The sequence below is a fragment of the Staphylococcus massiliensis CCUG 55927 genome, from assembly GCF_000298075.1.
GTDB classification, from domain to species: Bacteria; Bacillota; Bacilli; order Staphylococcales; family Staphylococcaceae; genus Staphylococcus; species Staphylococcus massiliensis.
This window is the reverse complement of the sequence record NZ_JH815593.1, coordinates 1,040,222-1,061,638: the sequence shown is the minus strand read 5'-3', so window position 1 is coordinate 1,061,638 and position 21,417 is coordinate 1,040,222. Positions and strand designations below refer to the sequence as shown.

The 21,417-nt window shown below is 37.2% G+C and carries 24 protein-coding genes; 19 read left to right on the top strand and 5 right to left on the bottom strand.

The genetic code is table 11. The annotated features are described in order from the left end of the window. Nucleotides 1-484 precede the first annotated feature (484 nt). Nucleotides 485-709, bottom strand: a complete 225-nt coding sequence (locus A33S_RS0105400; protein WP_009383416.1) for a YozE family protein — start codon at nt 707-709, stop codon at nt 485-487. A 1,271-nt stretch (nt 710-1,980) separates the two neighbouring features. Between A33S_RS0105400 and A33S_RS0105395 the strand changes: the two genes are divergently transcribed. Beyond that, a complete protein-coding gene (locus tag A33S_RS0105395; RefSeq protein WP_017176628.1) occupies nt 1,981-3,048 on the top strand; it encodes an NAD(P)H-dependent flavin oxidoreductase in 1,068 nt (355 codons plus the stop codon). A gap of 29 nt (nt 3,049-3,077) precedes the next feature. Beyond that, nucleotides 3,078-3,290: a hypothetical protein gene (locus A33S_RS0105390; protein ID WP_009383418.1), complete on the top strand. Its 213-nt coding sequence runs from the start codon at nt 3,078-3,080 to the stop codon at nt 3,288-3,290. Between the two features lie 55 nt (nt 3,291-3,345). On the opposite strand, the gene A33S_RS0105385 is transcribed toward A33S_RS0105390, so the two are convergent. After that, the gene (locus A33S_RS0105385) at nt 3,346-4,032 is read right to left on the bottom strand and encodes an alpha/beta hydrolase (protein WP_009383419.1); all 687 of its coding nucleotides are present in this window, start codon (nt 4,030-4,032) and stop codon (nt 3,346-3,348) included. 222 nt (nt 4,033-4,254) lie between these two features. Between A33S_RS0105385 and A33S_RS0105380 the strand changes: the two genes are divergently transcribed. The 5 genes from A33S_RS0105380 (at nt 4,255) to A33S_RS0105360 (ending at nt 8,683) form a co-directional block, all read left to right on the top strand. Beyond that, the gene (locus tag A33S_RS0105380) at nt 4,255-5,103 is read left to right on the top strand and encodes a DUF72 domain-containing protein (RefSeq protein WP_009383420.1); all 849 of its coding nucleotides are present in this window, start codon (nt 4,255-4,257) and stop codon (nt 5,101-5,103) included. A gap of 43 nt (nt 5,104-5,146) precedes the next feature. Beyond that, nucleotides 5,147-5,968 carry a sulfite exporter TauE/SafE family protein gene (locus A33S_RS0105375; protein ID WP_017176626.1) on the top strand — a complete coding sequence of 274 codons (822 nt, stop codon included), beginning with the start codon at nt 5,147-5,149 and terminating at the stop codon, nt 5,966-5,968. 15 nt (nt 5,969-5,983) lie between these two features. Continuing rightward, nucleotides 5,984-7,303, top strand: coding sequence for a bifunctional metallophosphatase/5'-nucleotidase (locus tag A33S_RS0105370; protein WP_017176625.1), 1,320 nt, complete (start codon nt 5,984-5,986; stop codon nt 7,301-7,303). 80 nt (nt 7,304-7,383) lie between these two features. Next, nucleotides 7,384-8,304, top strand: a complete 921-nt coding sequence (gene lipA, locus A33S_RS0105365; protein WP_009383423.1) for a lipoyl synthase — start codon at nt 7,384-7,386, stop codon at nt 8,302-8,304. 13 nt (nt 8,305-8,317) lie between these two features. Further along, on the top strand, nt 8,318-8,683 hold the full coding sequence (locus A33S_RS0105360; RefSeq protein ID WP_009383424.1) for a YutD family protein: 366 nt from the start codon (nt 8,318-8,320) through the stop codon (nt 8,681-8,683). Nucleotides 8,684-9,915: 1,232 nt separating this feature from the next. Here A33S_RS0105360 and A33S_RS0105350 read toward each other — a convergent pair. Next, complete coding sequence (locus A33S_RS0105350; protein WP_009383425.1) at nt 9,916-10,182, bottom strand: DUF3055 domain-containing protein; 267 nt, start codon at nt 10,180-10,182, stop codon at nt 9,916-9,918. 108 nt (nt 10,183-10,290) lie between these two features. Between A33S_RS0105350 and A33S_RS0105345 the strand changes: the two genes are divergently transcribed. The 8 genes from A33S_RS0105345 (at nt 10,291) to dltD (ending at nt 16,840) form a co-directional block, all read left to right on the top strand. Beyond that, nucleotides 10,291-10,722, top strand: coding sequence for a DUF86 domain-containing protein (locus A33S_RS0105345; RefSeq protein ID WP_009383426.1), 432 nt, complete (start codon nt 10,291-10,293; stop codon nt 10,720-10,722). Then, nucleotides 10,722-11,507: a TIGR01457 family HAD-type hydrolase gene (locus tag A33S_RS0105340; protein ID WP_009383427.1), complete on the top strand. Its 786-nt coding sequence runs from the start codon at nt 10,722-10,724 to the stop codon at nt 11,505-11,507. Before A33S_RS0105345 ends, A33S_RS0105340 begins: the two co-directional genes overlap by 1 nt. A gap of 5 nt (nt 11,508-11,512) precedes the next feature. Continuing rightward, on the top strand, nt 11,513-12,475 hold the full coding sequence (locus tag A33S_RS0105335) for a 2-hydroxyacid dehydrogenase (RefSeq protein ID WP_009383428.1): 963 nt from the start codon (nt 11,513-11,515) through the stop codon (nt 12,473-12,475). A gap of 161 nt (nt 12,476-12,636) precedes the next feature. Beyond that, the gene (locus A33S_RS0105330; RefSeq protein ID WP_009383429.1) at nt 12,637-12,768 is read left to right on the top strand and encodes a teichoic acid D-Ala incorporation-associated protein DltX; all 132 of its coding nucleotides are present in this window, start codon (nt 12,637-12,639) and stop codon (nt 12,766-12,768) included. A gap of 15 nt (nt 12,769-12,783) precedes the next feature. Continuing rightward, nucleotides 12,784-14,232 (top strand): D-alanine--poly(phosphoribitol) ligase subunit DltA, encoded by a 1,449-nt coding sequence (gene dltA / locus A33S_RS0105325; RefSeq protein WP_009383430.1) that lies wholly within the window; start codon nt 12,784-12,786, stop codon nt 14,230-14,232. Then, entirely contained in the window at nt 14,229-15,443 is a 1,215-nt protein-coding gene (gene dltB, locus A33S_RS0105320) for a D-alanyl-lipoteichoic acid biosynthesis protein DltB (protein WP_009383431.1), read from the top strand. Before dltA ends, dltB begins: the two co-directional genes overlap by 4 nt. A gap of 12 nt (nt 15,444-15,455) precedes the next feature. Then, nucleotides 15,456-15,692 (top strand): D-alanine--poly(phosphoribitol) ligase subunit 2, encoded by a 237-nt coding sequence (dltC, locus tag A33S_RS0105315; RefSeq protein WP_009383432.1) that lies wholly within the window; start codon nt 15,456-15,458, stop codon nt 15,690-15,692. Continuing rightward, nucleotides 15,689-16,840, top strand: a complete 1,152-nt coding sequence (gene dltD / locus A33S_RS11635; protein ID WP_081502233.1) for a D-alanyl-lipoteichoic acid biosynthesis protein DltD — start codon at nt 15,689-15,691, stop codon at nt 16,838-16,840. The genes dltC and dltD overlap by 4 nt, the downstream gene beginning before the upstream one ends. 77 nt (nt 16,841-16,917) lie before the next feature. Here dltD and A33S_RS0105305 read toward each other — a convergent pair whose 3' ends face one another. After that, nucleotides 16,918-17,160 carry a NifU family protein gene (locus A33S_RS0105305; RefSeq protein WP_009383435.1) on the bottom strand — a complete coding sequence of 81 codons (243 nt, stop codon included), beginning with the start codon at nt 17,158-17,160 and terminating at the stop codon, nt 16,918-16,920. Between the two features lie 101 nt (nt 17,161-17,261). On the opposite strand from A33S_RS0105305, the gene A33S_RS0105300 reads away from it, so the two are divergent. Next, entirely contained in the window at nt 17,262-17,585 is a 324-nt protein-coding gene (locus A33S_RS0105300) for a YuzD family protein (protein WP_017176624.1), read from the top strand. Nucleotides 17,586-18,053: 468 nt separating this feature from the next. Here A33S_RS0105300 and A33S_RS0105295 read toward each other — a convergent pair whose 3' ends face one another. Beyond that, the gene (locus tag A33S_RS0105295; protein WP_009383439.1) at nt 18,054-19,118 is read right to left on the bottom strand and encodes an NAD(P)/FAD-dependent oxidoreductase; all 1,065 of its coding nucleotides are present in this window, start codon (nt 19,116-19,118) and stop codon (nt 18,054-18,056) included. A 215-nt stretch (nt 19,119-19,333) separates the two neighbouring features. Here A33S_RS0105295 and A33S_RS0105290 point away from each other — a divergent pair, with 215 nt between their 5' ends. The 3 genes from A33S_RS0105290 (at nt 19,334) to A33S_RS0105280 (ending at nt 21,333) form a co-directional block, all read left to right on the top strand. Continuing rightward, nucleotides 19,334-19,570, top strand: coding sequence for a YuzB family protein (locus A33S_RS0105290; RefSeq protein WP_009383441.1), 237 nt, complete (start codon nt 19,334-19,336; stop codon nt 19,568-19,570). Nucleotides 19,571-19,582: 12 nt separating this feature from the next. Further along, nucleotides 19,583-19,942 carry a HesB/IscA family protein gene (locus tag A33S_RS0105285; protein WP_009383443.1) on the top strand — a complete coding sequence of 120 codons (360 nt, stop codon included), beginning with the start codon at nt 19,583-19,585 and terminating at the stop codon, nt 19,940-19,942. Nucleotides 19,943-20,124: 182 nt separating this feature from the next. Beyond that, nucleotides 20,125-21,333, top strand: coding sequence for an NAD(P)/FAD-dependent oxidoreductase (locus tag A33S_RS0105280; RefSeq protein ID WP_009383445.1), 1,209 nt, complete (start codon nt 20,125-20,127; stop codon nt 21,331-21,333). The last annotated feature ends 84 nt before the right edge of the window (nt 21,334-21,417 follow it).

Genomic DNA, 21,417 nt, shown 5'->3' with positions numbered 1-21,417 from the left:
CATCAAATAGAGTTTAAGGTCTAACAAATGGGGTATGTGCTAAATAGTGTTCCGGAATCACTCTCTTTAATTCTAACTCTTAAAAAGGCTTGATGTAAAAAAATTACATCAAGCCTCGTTTTTTATATAAGAAAATCCTCTCACCACAAGATTAGAGGAAAAGATTCATATGTTTGATTAAGTTAATTGCATAGAATTCTGTATAATAATTGAGAGGAAAATTATTATAATGTAATTATAAATAATTTTAGCACGGAATTACAAATCTCATCCCTCCTTAAAAAGTGAGGGATGGTTAGACATATAATGAACATTTCTGTGGAGTGTTCGTCAACAACATACACATTAGCATTAGCAATAATTCAGAATAGCAAAAGCCCCATAAAAAGGGGCCCTAGGAATTCGAAGTAAGTGTAGGTACTAAACAAATCAACTCCCACACAATCACTATAACAAAAAGGTGTTTAAACTTCAATGGTTTTAATTAGAATTTATTATCTTTTAAATCTTCTTTATATAACGCCATTAACCGATTGTGATTTTGTGTTATGTAACTGTTTAAATGGTAATTCTTAACCATGTAGTCATTTATTTGCTGGGTATCATTAGAATATTCAGGGAAATACCTATCTTTCTCAAGTGTGCGTGCCACATCTCCAAAGGGAGTCAAATCTTTATTGTATTCTTTAATATAAGTGTAAAATGTCATTATGATACCACCTTTTTTTAGTATAATCTTACATTAAAGTATAATTGTAAATTTTCAAACAATTTTCTATTAAAAAATTAAATAATACAACATAAAAGTACAGATAAACTAACGATGTTTTAAATTATTGACAAATGGTAAAATAAAATTAGACATTGAACACTCTCTTAACTATAAGCTTACATGTTTTATTGAGGGCAGGCACTATAAGTGTCTGCCTTTTTGGATAAAATAGCCCCAGAAAGGGGCTAGACTAAGAATGTGTCATAACAAATAGGCTGGGGAACAGGAAAATTATTTTATATAATTTCCCTAGTAATAATATAAAATACATCTAGAGCGATATCAACCATAACCCCCCCTAACCAAGAGGGGGAAAGAGGTCAAGTAGTATAACATTGAAAAAATTAATAGTCTTGGAGTTATAAGTGACTCCACATTTTTAAATTAACAGATACAAAAAGAATTATCAATAAATTTGTTAGGTTAAATTCTTTGATTTATTTTCATTCAGCTAGTACATTCGATATTAGAGGTTGAACACCTCTTCTTAATTTTTTTCATTAGAGTTTCTCACTTTGTGTGAAGGCTGGCGTTAAAAGCTGGCCTTCTTTTTTTTATAAAAAGTTAGTGCATTCAATATTGCACTAACCCTTCTCATTGACTAGTTTTAGATTATTAAAAAAATTAAAAAACTTAACAGTTTTTTTGATTAAGTCGATGAAGAATATTTTAATCACCTCTATTTATAAACTTATATTTATTATAAAATGAATATAATATAATTATATATTTTTTCTAAATAATTAATATTAACTTCTATGTGTTAATTTATGGGTCAAATATAAAATTCATATGCCTAACTGTCTGTTAAATATAAATTTTGATACTATTTTATTTTATAGTCATGTTTCAGCTTAATTAAAATAAGGTTTTATTGATACCACTAATGATACCATTTTGATTTTAAAACAAAGAATTCAGAAAAATGCAATTGAGTTAAATGCCGTCATATCAACGTTTTGACTTTTGTGAATCCTGTGAATTGACATTTTTAATCGAAATGGAAGGTTCAATCGGTTAATAGATAGCGTGAGCGCTATTAAATATAGAAGCGGTATCGACAAACTTGTGTCGGTATCGCTTTTTATGTAGTCGAAAGTGTTTGTATAATTTCACACGACAAGGGCTAACAATGACTCAATTACTTTTTACATGTTAAGCGGTCGTGGTATAGTGAATACAAATCAAGGTAACGATGGAGGCTAAATATGTGGCATAACAATCGCGTAACTGAACGTTTAAAGATAGACTATCCAATATTTCAAGCAGGTATGGCTGGGTCAACGACGCCTGAACTCGTTGCGGCGGTAAGTACGGCAGGTGGTCTTGGCCAAATTGGCGCTGGCTATATGGACGGTGACAAGACTAGGCAGGCTATAACTGACGTACAACGTTTAACCGACAAACCTTTTGCGGTTAACTTATTTATATCAGAGTATCCTGAAGCGACGGAAGACGAAATAACAAGCATGAGCCGTAAACTCAACCCTTACCGTGAGCAGGTAGGACTTGAAACTTTTGATGACGTACCTGAATTATCCTTTGATACAACGAAACATTTCGATGAACAAATTGATATTTTAATTGATATGAACGTGCCGATTTGTAGTTTTACTTTCGGTGTTCCGAGTGATGCGACAATCAGTAAATTGAAACAAGCACACATTACCCTTATTGGAACGGCGACGACTGTCAAAGAAGCTATTGTTCTTGATGAGAAGGGTGTCGACATCATTATTGCGCAAGGTAGTGAGGCAGGTGGTCATCGAGGAACCTTCTTAGGAAAAGCCCATGAAGGGCTTATCGGAACGATGTCGCTTGTACCTCAAGTTGTCGATAACGTTAGTGTGCCTGTTATAGCAGCAGGCGGCATTATGGATAGTCGTGGTATCGTCGCTAGTCTTTCGTTAGGTGCAGAAGGTGTTCAATTGGGGACAGCCTTTCTAACTTTAAACGAAAGTGGTGCTAAAGACGTTCATAAGTCTGCCATTTTAAAAGCCACGGAAGATGAAACGACTGTTACTAATGTATTTAGCGGTAAGTCTGCCCGTGGTATACGTAACTTATTCATTAACGAGATGTCTAAAGCTGACATCGACATATTACCTTACCCACTTCAGAATCAACTTACAAACCCGATTCGAAAAGCTGCAGGTGCTAAAGGCAATGTAGATATCTTACATTTATGGTGTGGGCAATCTCCAAGATTGAGTCAACGTGACTCAACAGAGCATTTTATGGAGAAACTGATTAAAGAAGTAAACGAAAAGATGTAATCATTTAATTAACGAAAGATGTGATTGAAATGGTATATCTATATCAAGACCATCTAGGTCGAATCTATACAGACCATTATTTTGATGGTGACATAACGACTTATGATGCATGCAACGGAAATGATGTGCTTATAGGCGAATTTAATGATCAAGCCACTTTATATCGCTTACTTGATCAAATTGAATATCACGAAGATCGAGCACGTTTATGGCATGGTATCAAGCAAGCTGAACAATTATAATAGATATAAAGAAGCGGGTTAGAAGTCTTTGAACTTTTAACCCGCTTTAATGTGTTTAATGTTGTATCCAATCAAGCATATCTTTCATGTGGAATGATTCAGGATTGATGCATTCTAAATGAGGCAACAACTTGTAGCCATATAAAGTGATGTTATTTTGGTCTTTCAAGTTCTTTGAAGCGTACGTTAATGTCGTTTCCATATGGACCTTTTCATCGTCAAACCCATGAATAATGAGTGTTTCGCTTTGAACTGGCGTTTGATGAATAGGTGACGCTTCTTTTAAGACATCGTCTCCTGCGTCTTTAAAGTATGCTTCAGCCGCACCATCGCCTAAATCGTGTTCCTTTGTATAAGGTACGTCTGTTACTGGAGCTAAAGCAATCGTACGGTCAACTTCGTTTGATGCTAGTAACGCAAGCTGGCCGCCTACTGAATGTCCGATTGAAATGAGTGTCTCATCGTAGTAGAAATCTGAGTCTTTAAATGCTTGAATTGCACTTGTCACGTCCTCAATAGGTGCAGGCCATTCAAACGTACCACGTCGATATTCAACGTTCACGACACTATAACCCTCATGTAACAGCGCGTTTAAGAACGTATCTAACATTGATTTCGAGAATTTTTGTCTCCAATAGCCACCATGAATTAAGATCAACCAAGTATTCGGTTTCTCCTGGTCCTCATTATGATAAATATCGATATGTTGATCTTCATGTTCGCCGTACTTAATTTGTTCCATGTTTACGCCTCCTTCATTAAAATACCATTTAAGTCTCAATAGCCTTTTTAAGGGCTTTTCACACATGACACATCTCACATAAAATACTGTGATACAACCAAGTTAAGTCATTATGAGTGCTTCAACCCGATGACATTGCTAAACACTTTGCCTTTAGACAATCATAAGCCTAAGCCATGAAGTGAGTAATTACCATGTGGTAAAATTAACATGGTGATTCAAATGATAAATATAGGACTTACAGGATGGGGCGACCACGATACATTATATGAAGATATTAAACAGAAATCGGATAAATTGAGTGTGTATGCAGGCCATTTTCCAGTTGTGGAACTCGATGCATGTTATTATGCGATCCAACCAGAACGTAATATCCGTAAATGGATTAAAGATACACCAGATTCGTTTAAATTCGTTGTGAAAAGCCATCAAGCTTTAACGCTTCATGCAGACTATAAAGATTTTGACGAGACACGTGAAGGGCTTTTCAAGAAGTTTAGAGAAATGGTGACGCCTTTAAAAGAGGAAGACCGCTTAGCGATGATTCTTGTACAGTTTCCGCCGTGGTTTGATTGTTCAACGAAGAATATTAATTATATGCGCTATGTGTTTGAGCAATTGAAGGGTTTCCCAATTTGTGTGGAATTTCGGAATAACACGTGGTTTACGGATGAGATGAAAGAACATACGTTGTCGTTTCTTACGGAGCAAGGTGTCATGCATTCGGTTTGTGATGAACCGCAAGTTGGCGAAGGGTCTGTGCCGTTTGTGAATCGAATTACGACGCGTAACGCGCTCGTACGCTTTCATGGACGTAATCGACATGGTTGGACGAAGAAAGATATGTCTGATCAGGAATGGCGCGACGTACGTTATTTATACAATTATAATGATGAAGAGCTTGAACAGCTTGCGTCATACGTTAAGATTCTCGATCAAAAGGCTAAAGATGTGTATGTCCTATTTAATAATAATTCAGGTGGGCATGCAGTCGATAATGCTAAACGATTTCAAGAAATCCTAGGCATTGAATATGAAGGTTTAGCACCTCAACAATTAAAACTCTTCTAGAACGATACGACATTCATCGTAACAATAACCAGGAGGTAACACATTGAGTATTCTTATTTTAGTCCTCGTCGGTCTTTTATCCGCAATTATAGGTGCGCTCGTCGGCATAGGCGGTGGCATTATTATTGTTCCGACGCTGATTTATTTCGGCATGGATATGGGTATCTTAAAGGGGATTACCCCGCAAATTGCGATTGGAACATCATCCGTAATCTTAATTGCGACAGGTTTATCCTCAACGCTAAGTTATATTAAAACGAAACAAGTGGATATCAAGAACGGGTCCATCTTCTTATTTGGTGTGATACCTGGTTCGTTTATAGGTGCGTTCTTAAGCAACTTTTTAACGATTGATTCATTTAATTTATATTTCGGTATCTTTTTAATATTTGTCGCGATCTTGCTTATGGTTCGTAACAAGATTAAACCGATTTCTTATTTTCAAAAGGAAAAGTACCTTAAATCCTACACAGATGCTAATAACGAAACATATCATTACGGTGTACCACCGATAGTCGCTATCATTTGTTCCTTTTTAATAGGTATTATTACAGGGCTTTTCGGTATTGGAGGCGGTGCTCTGATGACGCCGCTCATGCTAATTGTATTTAGATTTCCGCCTCATGTTGCGGTTGGTACGAGTATGATGATGATTTTCTTCTCAAGTTTAACGAGTAGTTTCGGTCATATTTTACAAGGCCATGTCGACTGGTTTTATGCACTCATCCTCGTCATCTCAAGTTATATCGGCGCTAAAATAGGCGTTAGAATTAATCGCGCTGTGAAATCAGATACGGTAGTATTATTACTACGAACAGTTATGATTATGCTAAGTATTTATTTAATCGTGAAATCATTTTTCTAAAAGGGAGGGCATTATATGAAAGTAACGTTATATCATACAAATGATATTCATAGTCACCTTCATGAATATCAGCGTTTAGTCCAATATATGCACGAACATAGACCAAAGCTTTCACATCCATCTCTATATTTAGATATTGGTGATCATGTGGATCTATCACTCCCTGTAACTGAAGGTACGTTAGGTAAACGTAATGTTGAACTATTAAATGATGCGAATTGTGATATCGCGACGATTGGTAACAACGAAGGCATGACGTTACCGCATGATGCTTTAAATACGTTATATGACGATGCTGATTTCGTGGTAACGTGTGCGAATATTTTCGATGAGGATGGTTATTCGCCGAACCGCATTGCGATGAGTTATACGAAAGATATTGAGGGTGTTAAATTTCTATTTATCGCAGCGACTGCGCCGTTCACCCCGTTCTACCGTGCGCTCGATTGGGTCGTTGTTGATCCCCTTGAAGCGATTAAAGATGAAATCGCGAAGCATAAAGGTCAGTACGATGTCTTAATCGTAATGAGTCATGTGGGCATCTTCTTTGATGAGCGTTTATGTGATGCGTGCCCTGAAATTGATGTCATCTTTGGTAGTCATACGCATCACTACTTTGAACGAGGTGAATATCGTAACGGCGTCTTAATGGCTGCTGCAGCGAAATATGGTTGGTACTTAGGCGAAGTTACGCTTGAAATTGAAGATGCTCAAGTACGTCACAAAGAAGCGGTCATTCATCCCCTTGAAGACATGCCGCAAGTCGAAACGGCTTTTGATGAAGAGGGCAAAGAGATTCTGAGCACCCCCGTTATGGAAAAGTCCATTCACCTAGAACGAAAGACAGATGTCGTTACAGAAACGTCTTATTTACTAGCTGAAAGTATTAACGAATTTACTGGTGCCGATTGTACGTTGATCAACGCTGGCCTTATTGTAAAAGACATTCAAAAAGACGTTGTCACTGAATATGATATCCATCAAATGTTGCCGCACCCAATTAACGTTGTGCGAGCAAATATTAAGGGTCACGTGCTTAAAAGGATTATAATGGAGAGTAGAAAACAAGAATATTTGAATAAACACGCGCAAGGATTAGGCTTTAGAGGAGATATCTTCGGCGGTTACATATGGTATCAAGCAGGTTACATTGAGTTAGAAGAACGCTATTTCGTAAATGGCGAAGAAGTCATCGATGACAAAACGTATACACTTGGTACTGTAGATATGTATACATTTGGCCGATATTTTCCTATACTGAAGGAACAACCTTTAGAATACGTGATGCCAGAATTCTTGAGAGATATATTTAAAAAGAAATTATTAAGTATGTAAATATGCTTTAGTGGATTTTAATTTTTATTAAAGTTCGTTATAATATATGGAGATTGAAATTACAGGAGGGTAAGCTTGGTATGGCTACAAAAAATGAAGAAATCCTACGTAAACCGGATTGGTTGAAAATAAAGCTTAATACTAACGAAAACTACACTGGCCTTAAGAAAATGATGCGTGAGAAAAACTTACACACAGTATGTGAAGAGGCTAAGTGTCCAAATATACACGAGTGTTGGGGTGAAAGAAGAACTGCAACATTCATGATTTTAGGTGCCGTTTGTACACGTGCATGTCGATTCTGCGCAGTTAAAACTGGTTTACCAAATGAACTTGATTTAGAAGAGCCAGAACGCGTAGCTGAATCAGTAGAACTTATGAACTTAAAACACGTTGTAATCACAGCGGTTGCTCGTGATGACTTACGTGATGCAGGTTCAAATGTATACGCTGAAACAGTACGTAAAGTACGTGAGCGTAATCCATACACAACTATCGAAATTTTACCATCTGACATGGGTGGTGACTATGAAGCATTAGAAACATTAATGGCTTCTAAACCGGATATCTTAAACCACAATATTGAAACAGTACGTCGTTTAACACCTAGAGTTCGTGCGCGTGCGACTTATGACCGTACGTTAGAATTCTTACGCCGTTCTAAAGAGTTACAACCAGATATCCCTACTAAGTCTAGTATCATGGTAGGTCTTGGTGAAACAATCGAAGAGCTACATGAAACGATGGACGACTTACGTGCTAATGACGTAGATATCTTAACAATTGGTCAATACTTACAACCATCACGTAAGCACTTAAAAGTACAAAAATACTACACACCACTTGAATTTGGTAAATTAAGAAAAGTAGCTATGGAAAAAGGATTTAAACATTGCCAAGCTGGTCCATTAGTCCGCAGTTCTTACCACGCAGATGAGCAAGTTAACGAAGCGGCTAAAGAAAAACAACGCCTTGGTGAAGAGCAATTAAAGAATAATTAATAAGGTGAACGCCATGATTAAAGTAGGAGAACAACATTTTGAACTTATCGAAGAATATAAAGACGGTTTCAACGAAGAGGACTTCGTAGCCCGTTATTCAGATATTCTTGATAAATATGACTTTATCGTCGGTGATTATGGTTATGATCAACTGAGACTGAAAGGTTTCTATAAAGATACGAATAAAAAGTCAGATATTAGTAAACGTTTTTCTACGATCCAAGATTATCTATTAGAATACTGTAACTTCGGTTGCCGTTACTTTATATTACGAAAGCTAACGAAAGACGAAGTTAAACAGTACTATCAAGAAGATTTAGATGAACTTAAAAGTGATAAACTACGTGACGTTAAAATAAAACCTTCTATTAATAATTAAAGAGAAACCGTGCTATCGTGTGATAGCGCGGTTTTTTCGCATTGAGGGGGGGTACGAGTTCTCTTTTTCGTATTGAGAGGGGGTACGAGTTCTCTTTTTCGCATTGAGAAGGGGGTACGAGGGGGTGGGTGATAGCGTGAAAGCGTGGCGTATTTGTGTTAGGTGGATATGTGGGGCTTTAATATGGGGTGTTAGTTTAAAGTGGAATTTTAGCTATATGTGATAGTGCTAATTTATCGGCATAAGAGGGCTATAGAGATAAGTGATAGTGTGGATTTTTCTAGATTCAGGTGGGAAATACGTGAAAGGTTAGAGTGCGTTTCTTTGTTTTAAAAGGGCTATAGGAGATGGTGATTGATATATTGGGTTTGATTGCGTGTTGTAGCCAAGTGGAGTGGCGACATGGCTCTTATGATGGATTAGTAGCCAAGTGGAGTGGCGACATGGCTCTTATGATGGATTAGTAGCCAAGTGGAGTGGCGACATGGCTCTTATGATGGATTAGTAGCCAAGTGGAGTGGCGACATGGCTCTTATGATGGATTAGTAGCCAAGTGGAGTGGCGACATGGCTCTTATGATGGATTAGTAGCCAAGTGGAGTGGCGACATGGCTCTTATGATGGATTAGTAGCCAAGTGGAGCCGCGACATGGCTCTTACAGTAGTTTTTCAACCAAGTGATTAAATAACATGGTTCTAATAAATAGTTATAGTATTTTAAAAATCATGAGTTACCAACTTGTTATGTAACGACAAGTTGCTAAGAGAGCCGTTACCAACTAGTGGAGATATCACAAGTCGTTAAGGGCGGTCTTATTCCTGCAAGTATTTAATAAGATTGTATTTATTTCAGCGGTATGTACTACCGAAACCGACGCTAGAACTGAATAGCGTCGGAATGAGCAAACGAAACCGACGCAATTCGGACCCATAATTACAACCCCTAAAATTAAAACGCCGAAGCGGTAACTTAACCTAACTTCGACGCTGTTATAATCTAATATTTTAACCGAAATACCCGAGGTTTATTACTAATCTAGATCGCATATTAGCGCTAAGAACGCCTAATATATTAGTTCGCCAGGAATGAAATTAGAGCTAGACCCTTTAAGCCGACCGAGCCCGCTAATCCAGCCACTATCGCTAGGCCCGTTAAGCCTACTAAGCCCACCTGCCCGTTAGTTAGCTAGAAACGTAGATCCTAGTAAGCCCACTAAGTCCTAACCATCATTCCTATTGAATAACCTCTGATAAATATTCCTTGATTTCGTCGGCTTCTTCGTCTGAAACCCCTAAAATATAAGCAATATAGCCTTCTTCCTCCATATCGTCCGTACCGATAATACCGAATTTATTCGTCTGCGTATTTAATACTAACGTTTTACCGAAATGGCGATCCGTCTGTAACAGTACTAAATCATAACGGCTGTGTTCGCCAACGAATCCCACAAATCGGACTTGAGCTGGGTCTACATCATCGTATAAAAACATATCTATCATAACCAAATACTCCTTTTCAAACGTAACTTTATCGACTTAATTCAGTATAACTAGAAATGAATCTAGACGCAAAATTGTGATATGATAAAGGTATTGAGGGGTGACAGCATGTATTTTGTAAATAAAGAACAATTATCCACAAAATTAAATTATTTATATCAATTAACTGAAGATTATTCAAGTCAACGCGATAATAAATATGCTTTCGAACGTATCGCGCATATGTTAATTGAAATTTCTGTCGATATCGGCAATATGATTATCGATGGTTTTATTTTAAGAGATCCAGGTAACTACAAAGATGTTATCGATATTTTAGAACTTGAAGGTGTCATTTCTAAAGAGACACAACAAGCGATTAACCGAACAGTTGAGGTTCGTAAGCAATTTGTGCATGATATTGTCGCACTGAACGTCGATGAACTTAAACCGCTTTTCGATGAGGCGCTACCGAAATATCGTCAATTCATTGATGAGGTTATGAACTTCCTTAAGAACGAGAACGTTCCCGTGACTGCTTTTGGAAAAGGAGAAGCTTAATGGTTAAACATTACAAAGGTTATTTAATCGATCTTGATGGCACGATGTATAAAGGATCAGATGAAATCGATGGTGCGAAACAATTCATCGATTACTTGAACGCGAACGATATTCCGCACTTATTTGTCACAAATAACTCGACTAAAACGCCTGAAGAAGTTACTGAGAAGCTTAAAGCATTCGATATCGAAGCGAAACCGAGCGAAGTCGTGACGTCTGCGATGGCGACTGCCGACGAAGTTTACAAGATGAATCCTAATGCACGCGTTTATATGATTGGTGGAAAAGGCCTTGAAACAGCACTCACTGAAGCAGGCCTTACACTGAAAGACAATGAAGACGTAGACGTTGTGACAATTGGGTTAGACGAACACATCACTTATGAAAAGCTCGCTATCGCGACGCTTTCTGTACGTAACGGCGCTACATTTATTTCAACGAATAAAGACGTATCAATTCCGAAAGAGCGCGGATTCTTACCAGGTAACGGTGCTTTAACGAGCGTTATCTCTGTATCAACAGGCGTAGCGCCTAAATTCATAGGTAAACCTGAAAGTGCCATTATGAATAAAGCGATAGATTTAATCCAGCTTGATAAAGCGGATGTTGCCATGATTGGGGACCTTTACGATACAGACATCCTTTCAGGCATTAATGCAGGCATCGATACCATTCACGTTCAAACAGGTGTCTCTACTAAAGATGATGTTTTAGGAAAAGACGTGCCACCGACATATAGTTATAAAGATCTCAACGAATTAAAGGAACAGCTAGAAATGGAGTGATACCTATGACAAAGGTATTAATTACACGTAAGATTCCAGATCGTTTTGTTAATGATTTGGAACAATTTGCAGAAGTAGAAATGTGGCCACACGACTTAACACCGATGCCGAGAGATCAATTCTTAGCTTCTATTAAAGATGCAACTGCCTGTATTACAACGTTAAGCGAGACGATAGATGAGACTGTATTAAGCCAAGCACCTCATTTAAAAGTTATCGTGAATATGGCAGTAGGTTACGATAATATTAACTTAGAACTTACGCGCACGCATAACGTCGTTGTTACGAATACGCCACACGTCCTTAGCGAAACTACCGCTGAGCTTGGCTTTTCATTAATGTTAGCTGTCGCAAGACGTATTGTAGAAGCGGAGAAGTATGTTAAAGACGGCAAATGGCAAAGTTGGGGACCGTATCTATTTGCGGGCAAAGACGTGTTTCAGTCTAAGGTTGGTATCTTCGGCATGGGCGAAATCGGTCAGGCCTTTGCGAGACGCTTGCAAGGTTTCCATTCAGACGTGTTGTACCATAACCGCTCACGTAACTTAAAAGCTGAAAAAACACTCGGCGTGCATTACACAGATTTCGATACGTTAATTTCTGAAAGTGATTTCGTAATCTGTACCGCACCGTTAACGCAAGAAACAGAGCGTCGATTTAATAAAGACGTATTTAAGAAAATGAAGCGCGATGCGATATTCATTAACATTGGTAGAGGTCCGATTGTCGTTGAAAAGGACTTAGTCGAAGCACTCAAACAAGGTGAGATATTAGGTGCTGGGTTAGACGTCGTGACAGAAGAACCGATAGATATGAACCACGAATTTCTAAAGCTCGACAACGTTGTCGTGGTACCTCACATCGGAAGTGCTACAGTTGTGACGCGAAATCGTATGATTCAGTGCTGCGTTGAAAACGTAAAAGCGATTCTGAATGATAAACCTCCTAAGACACCCGTTGAACTTTAGAAAACTTAAATCAATTATCGTATTAAAATGCTAACAGTTTACTGTTGGCATTTTTATTTTGTCGAAAAATTGACATGTGCGATAGATTTGTTTCATTTTTTGATTGTAAATATATATGAAAAAGATTATAATAAATTGAAATTATAACGAGGTGGTGCAGAATGCAACAAAAAGAGATACAAATAACCAAGCTTTGTCTTCAAACCGTCTTATACATCGTGATATTTATCGCGCTTTATCTCATCTATGGTTCTGGAGATACGCAAAACAATTTTATTTATAATGAATTTTAACTATAGGAGTCGAACATGAAAGAATTAATTTCAACTTTAGCTAAGTATGCTAATGCAAAGCCCGACTTCATTGCAGTGAAACATGAACAAGAAACATTGACATATCATTTATTAGAAACGTACTCCAATCAATTACGGTATCAATTAGAAGATAGTCAACGTCCGTTAATCGTATACGGTCATATGTCACCGCTAATGTTAGTAGGTATGATTGCATCAATTAAAGCCGGTTGTGGCTATGTTCCAATTGATATGGGGCTTCCAGAAAGTCGCGTCAAAGCTATTATTGATAAAGTACAACCACATTATATTTGGAATACATCGAACGATTTACTTAATTACGCATCATATGAAGAAATTCAACTAGACGATATACTTAAACATCCAACTACATCTAAAACATGTAACATGAAACCATCCGATTGTGTTTATACGATATTTACTTCGGGATCAACAGGCGAACCTAAAGGCGTTCAAATCGCTTATGACAGCTTACTCCAATTTACAAATTGGATGCTATCGCTTCATAAACTTGGGCAACATAATACTTGGCTCAACCAAGCGCCATTTTCATTTGATTTATCTGTAATGGCCATTTACCCATGTCTCATGTCAGGCGGAACATTACAACTTGTTGATAAAGATATGATTTATAAACCGATTCGCATCTACCAAATGCTTGAACGAGCGTCAGTTGATGTATGGGTCTCAACGCCATCGTTCATGGAAATGTGCTTACTATTACCAAACTTTAACATCGACACGTTCCCATCGCTAAGAGAATTCTTTTTCTGTGGGGAGATTTTACCTCATAAAAAGGCCAAGATGCTTAAGCAGCATTTCAACGCTGCGACGATTTACAATACGTACGGTCCAACTGAAGCCACAGTAGCCGTTACCAGTGTTGAAGTAACCGAAGCACTATTAGAGAAGTATGAAACGTTGCCAGTAGGAACGCCACAACCTCAAGCAACACTTACGACAACGGAAGAATCAGAACTTGTAATCGCAGGGGATTGCGTAAGTTTAGGTTATCTAAAGGACGAGGCTCGTTCTCGAAAAGTATTCAAAGCTATTGATAACACTCGAGCTTATCATACAGGTGACAAAGCTATATTAAAGGACAATTTATGGTTCATCACAGGGCGTATCGATTTCCAAATTAAACTAAACGGTTACAGAATGGAAATTGAAGAAATTGAAACGCATTTAAGAGATATTAAAGGTGTACGTGAAGCACTCGTCGTGCCGATATATAAACTCAATAAAGTTACACATCTACATGCAGCTATCATTTTAGAAGAGCAATCACAAGATCAATCCGTTAAAACAATTAAAGACGCTTTAAAAGAACGCTTACCTGAGTACATGGTGCCAAAGAAAATCACATTTATGGATCACTTACCTATGACGCTGAACGGTAAAGTCGATCGACATAAAGTTAAAGAGGCGCTTAACTCATGATTCCATACGGTGAATTTCAGTTCTTCTACATCGCATTAGGATTAATGATACCCGTTATAGTTCTAGGGCTTTTCGGTAAAAGAAGCCTCATATATAACGCTATCATCACGTTTATTATGATTGTACTCATCTTCTCAGATGAGACATTTAACTTATTTCAAATACCTTGGCTTAGCATTCAACTGATCAGTTTTATCATGTATGTTCTATGGCAACTCGGGCTCATTTACTATTACGTTCACGCGGTTAAACGCTCGAATACATTTCTTAAATTCGCGGCGGTTATCACGTTATCAATTCTGCCGCTCATAGTTGTTAAAGTACTACAGAGTTCGTGGCTAGGGGAGCACCAAATTCACTTACACGGACACAAACTTGTAGAGTGGGTTGCGTTCCTTGGTATTTCATATTTAACATTTAAAAGCGTGCAACTACTAATGGAAATTCGAGACAAATCGATTAAAGAAGTGGATATGTTAAAGGTGCTACAATTTATCACATTCTTTCCAACGATTTCGTCAGGACCCATTGATCGCTACAAACGTTTTATTAGAGACGATAAGAAAGTCCCGTCATCTGCGGACTATCAAGTTTTACTGCATCAAGCCATTCATAAAATCATGCTTGGCTTCTTATATAAATACATCATCGCGTACCTTATTAACCAATATGCGATCGTTCAAATGAAATACGATTACACGAAAGTACTCGATTTATGGCTTTATATGTATGCCTATAGCTTCTATCTCTTCTTTGATTTTGCAGGCTATAGCTTATTTGCGATTGCATTTAGTTATTTATTTGGTATTAAAACGCCAGAAAACTTTAAACAACCGTTTAAAGCGAAGCATATAAAGGACTTTTGGAATAGATGGCACCTCAGTCTATCATTCTGGTTTAGAGATTGTATTTATATGCGATTTCTATTCTTCATGTCTAAGAAGAAATGGATTAAAGATACGCTTGTATTATCGAATCTAGCATTCTTCATCAATTTCTTTATTATGGGCATTTGGCATGGTTTAGAGGTATTCTACATTGTTTACGGGCTTTACCATGCGGCGCTATTTATTCTATATGGCTACTATGAGAAGTGGCGTAAACAACATCCACCTAAATGGAATAATAAATGGACGCAAGCGTTGAGTATTATCATAACATTCCATTTCGTTGCGTTTGGCTTTTTAATCTTTTCAGGAAAATTAATTTAAGGAGATAACAATATGGACTTTAAAGCACAAGTTTTAGATATTTTAGAAAATGTAACTGAAGATGATCGTGTCAAAACGAATCCTGATATCGAATTATTTGAAGAGGGGATTATCGACTCATTCCAAACAGTAGGTTTATTACTTGAGATTCAAAACGAGCTCGACATCGAAGTTTCGATCATGGATTTTGATAGAGAAAAGTGGGCGACACCTAATAAAATTGTGGCAGCCCTCGACGAATTACGATGAACTTCAAATTGTTTCTACCCATTATCATTAGTGGGTGCGTGTTTATTATTTTCCTACTTCTACCAAGCTCCCTCTTTGAAAAGCCCCTTAAGGCTACAGACATTAAAGAGCGTCGGTTAAGTTTGGATGACGAAGTATTAAAAGGTACTTCAATTCAGAATCGCATGTGGGCATCAGATGCATACTATCCGATCTTTGGGTCTAGTGAACTTGAAAAGGACGACCCATTTAGTCCAGGTATTGTACTCGATCAACGACAAACGGGTTACACACCGTTCTTAGTTGGAGCAGGTGGGTCCACAGATTTAATTCAAATGATGTCTATCGGTGCACAGTATGACCAGTTAAAGGGGAAGAAGTTAGCGATCATTATTTCGCCTCAATGGTTCACACGAAAGGGTTTAACGAACGTGAACTTTGATGCAAGACATTCAAAACTTCAAATGAATCAGTTGTTTCAACAAGATAAGATGCCACTTGAACTAAAAATTCGTTTCGCTAAGCAAGTTTCACGTTTCAAAGCTATGAAAGATAATGATTATCTTCAAAGTTTAATTGAAACGAAGACCTTGCCAGAGGAACCATTCTTATCTTCGTTTGAAGCACACAATTTAAATAAGATTGATGCGATCAAGTCGAACTTTACGATTCATAATCAAAAAGCACCTGTTATGAAAGTTGAACCTGTTACAACGAAAGATATGCCTTATAAAGAGATGCAGCAACTTGCAGAAGATTATGGTCAAAAGCAAACGTCCTCGAACGCATTTAAAATTCGAGATGAATATTGGGATTTAATTAAAGCCAATAAACGTAAAATTAATCGTAATCATGAATTTCGTACGAAGTCCAAAGAATACGATGATTTAGCGTTACTCGTAGATACACTACATGAAGCTGAAGCGGATGCATTATTCATCGTCATTCTGACTAATGGTAAATGGTATGATCACATTGGGATTAAGAAAGAACGACGTGATAAGGTGTACGATAAAATTACATCTACGATTAAGAAACATCACGGCAAAGTCTATGATATGACCGATAAAGACTATGAGCCGTATGTAGTGAGCGATGCCGTACATATTGGATATAAAGGTTATGTATATATCAACGAACGCATCGAACAACATATGAAAGAAAAATAAAGAGGTAATATTTAAAGAAGGCATAAAAAATAAGGGTTTAGGACGAGTTACTCAATGTCCTAAACCCTTTAATCTATTTAGAATACTTGTTCAACTTCTACAACTCCAGGTACTTCCTCAACTAACGCTCTTTCGATACCTGCTTTTAACGTAATCGTAGAGCTAGGGCATGTACCACAAGCGCCATGTAATTGTAATTTAACGATACCGTCTTCCACGTCTACTAACGAACAATCGCCACCATCACGTAATAAGAACGGACGTAGCTTTTCAATAACAACCGCAACTTGATCATACATTGTTGTATTTTCAGTAGGCATATAAATGCCTCCTTTCAAGTAAAATATTTCAGTTTATGCTTATTAATTTATTATAATAGATACGTAAGAAAAAATCTATCATTCAAAAGGGGGAACTGTCATTGACTAAAGTGAGCGTCGTCGTATATGGTGCGGATGTCGTTTGTGCGAGTTGTGTAAATGCACCTACATCAAAGGACACATACGAATGGATTCAACCCGTTTTAGAGCGTAAATATCCTGACATTCAATTTGAATACACGTACATTGATATTCAGAAAGATCATGAACAATTATCTGACCACGATGTGCAATATATTGAACGAATCGAAGAGGACGAACTGTTTTATCCACTGATAACAATGGATGATGAATATGTAGCGGATGGGTATATTCAACTTAAGCAAATTACGAATTTCGTGGATCAACATTATGCCAACGCATAAAGCGTTTCTTTTTTTAAAAGGCCTTTTAAAATAACTCGCTAAATTATGCTTTAATCAAATTCAATAGTTTTAGGTTAGACTTTTACTAAATTTCCTCAACAGCATGCTTTCCTGTAAAGTTCAACTCGAATTTTTAATTCGTTAGTTGAACATACAAAGAAGCCAGAGCTTCTTTGCTCATAATATTGAAAGCCCCAGCTTGCATAGCTTGATAATTTGCTATCGCAAATTTCTATGCCGGGGCCCCACCCCTAGGAGTCAGCTGTTAGGAAATTAAGTTTTGTAAATTTATTTATAAGATATGTTAAACAAGGCACTTTTAGGAAGGTAGATTTAAGTAAATCTTTAGCTTTCTATAAGTTAGTTTTATCCTTAATTACTATCATTAAAATAATGAAATTAAAAACCTGATGTATGGTAAAGTTCTCTAATAGAACCGCAATACATCAGGTTATTTTTATATTCGAATTAACCGTTATGGTGTTTGTATAACCATAATACGCCGGATTTCAAGATTGAAGCTAAACGACCTGTAACTGTCGTATCCATCATGTAAGCGAAACCTTTCTTCTCGCCTAAAGAACCTAAGAAACCAGGAATTTTGATTTCAGGCATCTTATCAGGTAAAGCTTCACCTTTCCAAGTCTTTTTCATAACGTCTGAAATTTGATCAGCTTGAATTTCAGCAAGTTGCGCACTTGGCGCATGAGGTAATTCTGCACAGTCCCCAACTACATAGACGTTCTTATATGTTGGAATTTGATGATATTGGTTAACGATAACACGGTTACTCTTACTAATATCAACTGGTAAGTTACGTACAAGTTCAACAGGTTGAATACCTGCAGTCCAAACGATAAGGTCAAGTTTCTCAGTGTCCTCATTATTATGGATAAGACCTGGCTCAACTTTAACGATGTCTGAGTTAGGTACTACTGTAACATCATGTTTCTTAAACCATTTTTCAACGTAATCACTTAACTTCTCTGGGAAGTTTCTTAAGATACGTTCACCGCGATCATAAAGAATCACATTTAAGTCTGAACGACTCTCACGTAACGCACTCGCAAGTTCGATACCACTTAAACCAGCCCCTACAATACCTACTGATGAGTTCATCGGTAAGTTACTAATATCATGGTAAGTGTCTCTTGCTTTTTGAAGTGTTTGAATACTACGCGTATGTTCTCTCGCGCCTGGTACGTTGTGATACTTATCTTCACAACCTAAACCAATAACAAGCTCGTCATAATCAATGCGATTATTGCCAACTGAAACAATTTGTTGATCTAAATCAATGTCTGTAATCTCGCCATAAACGACGTTAATACGTTTTGAATCTGGAAATTGAACACGTACTTCTTTATCCGACTTAGAACCTGCAGCTAGTGCGTAGAACTCTGTTTTTAAGCCGTGATAAGGCATACGATCAATCAATGTAACACTATAATCCTCTGGCAATTCATCTGGCAAAATGCGCGATAAAATACGCATGTTACCATAGCCCCCGCCTAAAAGAACTAAATTTTTCATGTTGACTCCCCTTTATTAAACAGTTTCTAATGTGTACAAGACGTACAAATCAATGAACTTATTCATTTAATATTATAGAGCCTTTTGAATTAAACTACAATAAAAGTTGTAAATCTTATGTGTGTGGAACGACACGTTTACTAAGTCATGAGCATATGAAAAGCCCTTTAAATTTGTTATAATGTGGTCATTAAAACGACATGAGAGGGTGGACTATGAATCCAATAGTTGAATTCTGCATTTCTAATCTTGCACGAGGTGGCGATGTAGTTTTTCAAAAATTAGAGAATGATCCCAACGTAGATGTTTTAGACTATGGATGCCTGCAAAATTGCGGCATGTGTTCAAGTGGATTGTACGCCTTAGTTAATGGTGATATTGTTGAAGGTGAAACGCCTGACGACTTATTACAAAACATCTACCGTCATATAGAAGAAACATGGATATTTTAAGGAGGTAATATAATGCCAACAGTTATTTTAACAGAAGCAGCAGCTTACGAAGTCAAAGATATGCTTGAAAAGAACGGAATGCCAGATGGCTACCTAAAAGTGAACGTTAACGGTGGTGGCTGTACAGGTTTAACTTATGGTATGTCTGCAGAAGAAGAACCTGGTGAAAAGGACGAAGTCTTAGAATATTATGGACTTAAAGTATTAGTAGACGAATACGATAAACCGGTATTAGACGGCACAACAATTGATTTTAAACAATCACTTATGGGCGGCGGATTCCAAATTGACAATCCAAATGCCATTGCATCTTGTGGTTGTGGAACGTCATTTAGAACTGCTAAGGTAGCAGGTAATCCAGAAGATTGCTAATAACTCAAATCCCGAACAATGAAGCAACGTGTTAATCTACACGTTTGCTTGAATTGTTCTTTAAAAAACTATAAAATTAATATTGGATGATCATTGTCTCATTGTATATTATCGTAAGTTTAGGGTATACAAGAAGAAAGACATATAGGTACTACAAATATATGAAAGTATAGGTGAATAAAATGGCTCAAGATCGTAAAAAAGTTCTTGTATTAGGTGCAGGTTATGCTGGCTTACAAACTATTACAAAACTACAAAAGTTAATTTCAGCAGAAGATGCAGAAGTTACACTTATCAACAAAAATGATTACCATTATGAATCTACATGGTTACATGAAGCTTCAGCAGGTACGATTAACTATGAAGAGTTACTTTACCCAATTGAAACAGCAATTGACAATAGTAAAGTAAACTTCGTTAAAGCAGAAGTAACTAAAATCGATCGTAATGCTAAGAAAGTAGAAACTGACTCAGGTATTTATGATTTTGATATTTTAGTAGTTGCTTTAGGTTTCATTTCAGAAACATTCGGTATTGAAGGCATGAAAGATTATGCTTTCCAAATCGAAAACGTATTAACATCACGTAAACTATCTCGTCATATCGAAGATAAGTTTGCGAACTATGCGTCTTCAAAAGAAAAAGACGAAAATGATTTAGCTATTTTAGTTGGTGGTGCTGGCTTTACAGGTATCGAATTCTTAGGTGAACTTGTTACACGCATCCCTGAATTATGTAATAAATACGGCGTAGACCAAGATAAAGTTCGCATCACTTGTGTTGAAGCGGCTCCTAAAATGTTACCAATGTTCTCAGACGAACTTGTTAACTATGCAGTTAGCTTCTTAGAAGACCGTGGTGTTGAATTCAAAATTGCGACACCAATCGTTGCAGCTAACGAAAAAGGTTTCGTAGTTAAAGTTGACGATAAAGAACAACAATTAGAAGCAAACACAGCTGTATGGGCTGCTGGTGTTCGTGGTAGTGAATTAATGGAAGAATCATTCGAAGGCGTTAAACGTGGCCGTATTGTTAACGAATCAGACTTAACAATCAAAGGTTACGACGATATCTTCGTTATTGGTGACTGCTCAGCATTCATCCCAGAAGGTGAAGAACGTCCATTACCTACAACAGCACAAATTGCTATGCAACAAGGTGAAGCAACTGCTAAAAACATTGCAAACATCTTAAATGGTAATCCAACAGATAAATTCGAATACATCGACCGTGGTACAGTTTGCTCATTAGGTGCACACGATGGTGTAGGTGTTGTATTCGGTAAAGATATCGCTGGTAAAAAAGCTTCATTCATGAAGAAAATTATCGATACACGCGCTATCTACAAAATTGGTGGATTCGGCCTAGCATTCAAAAAAGGTAAATTTTAATCTCAACCAATTTAAATCATTATAATTACTTATAAAGGGTCTAAGACTTATGACGATTCAATGATCAGATTGAATTGAACTTGT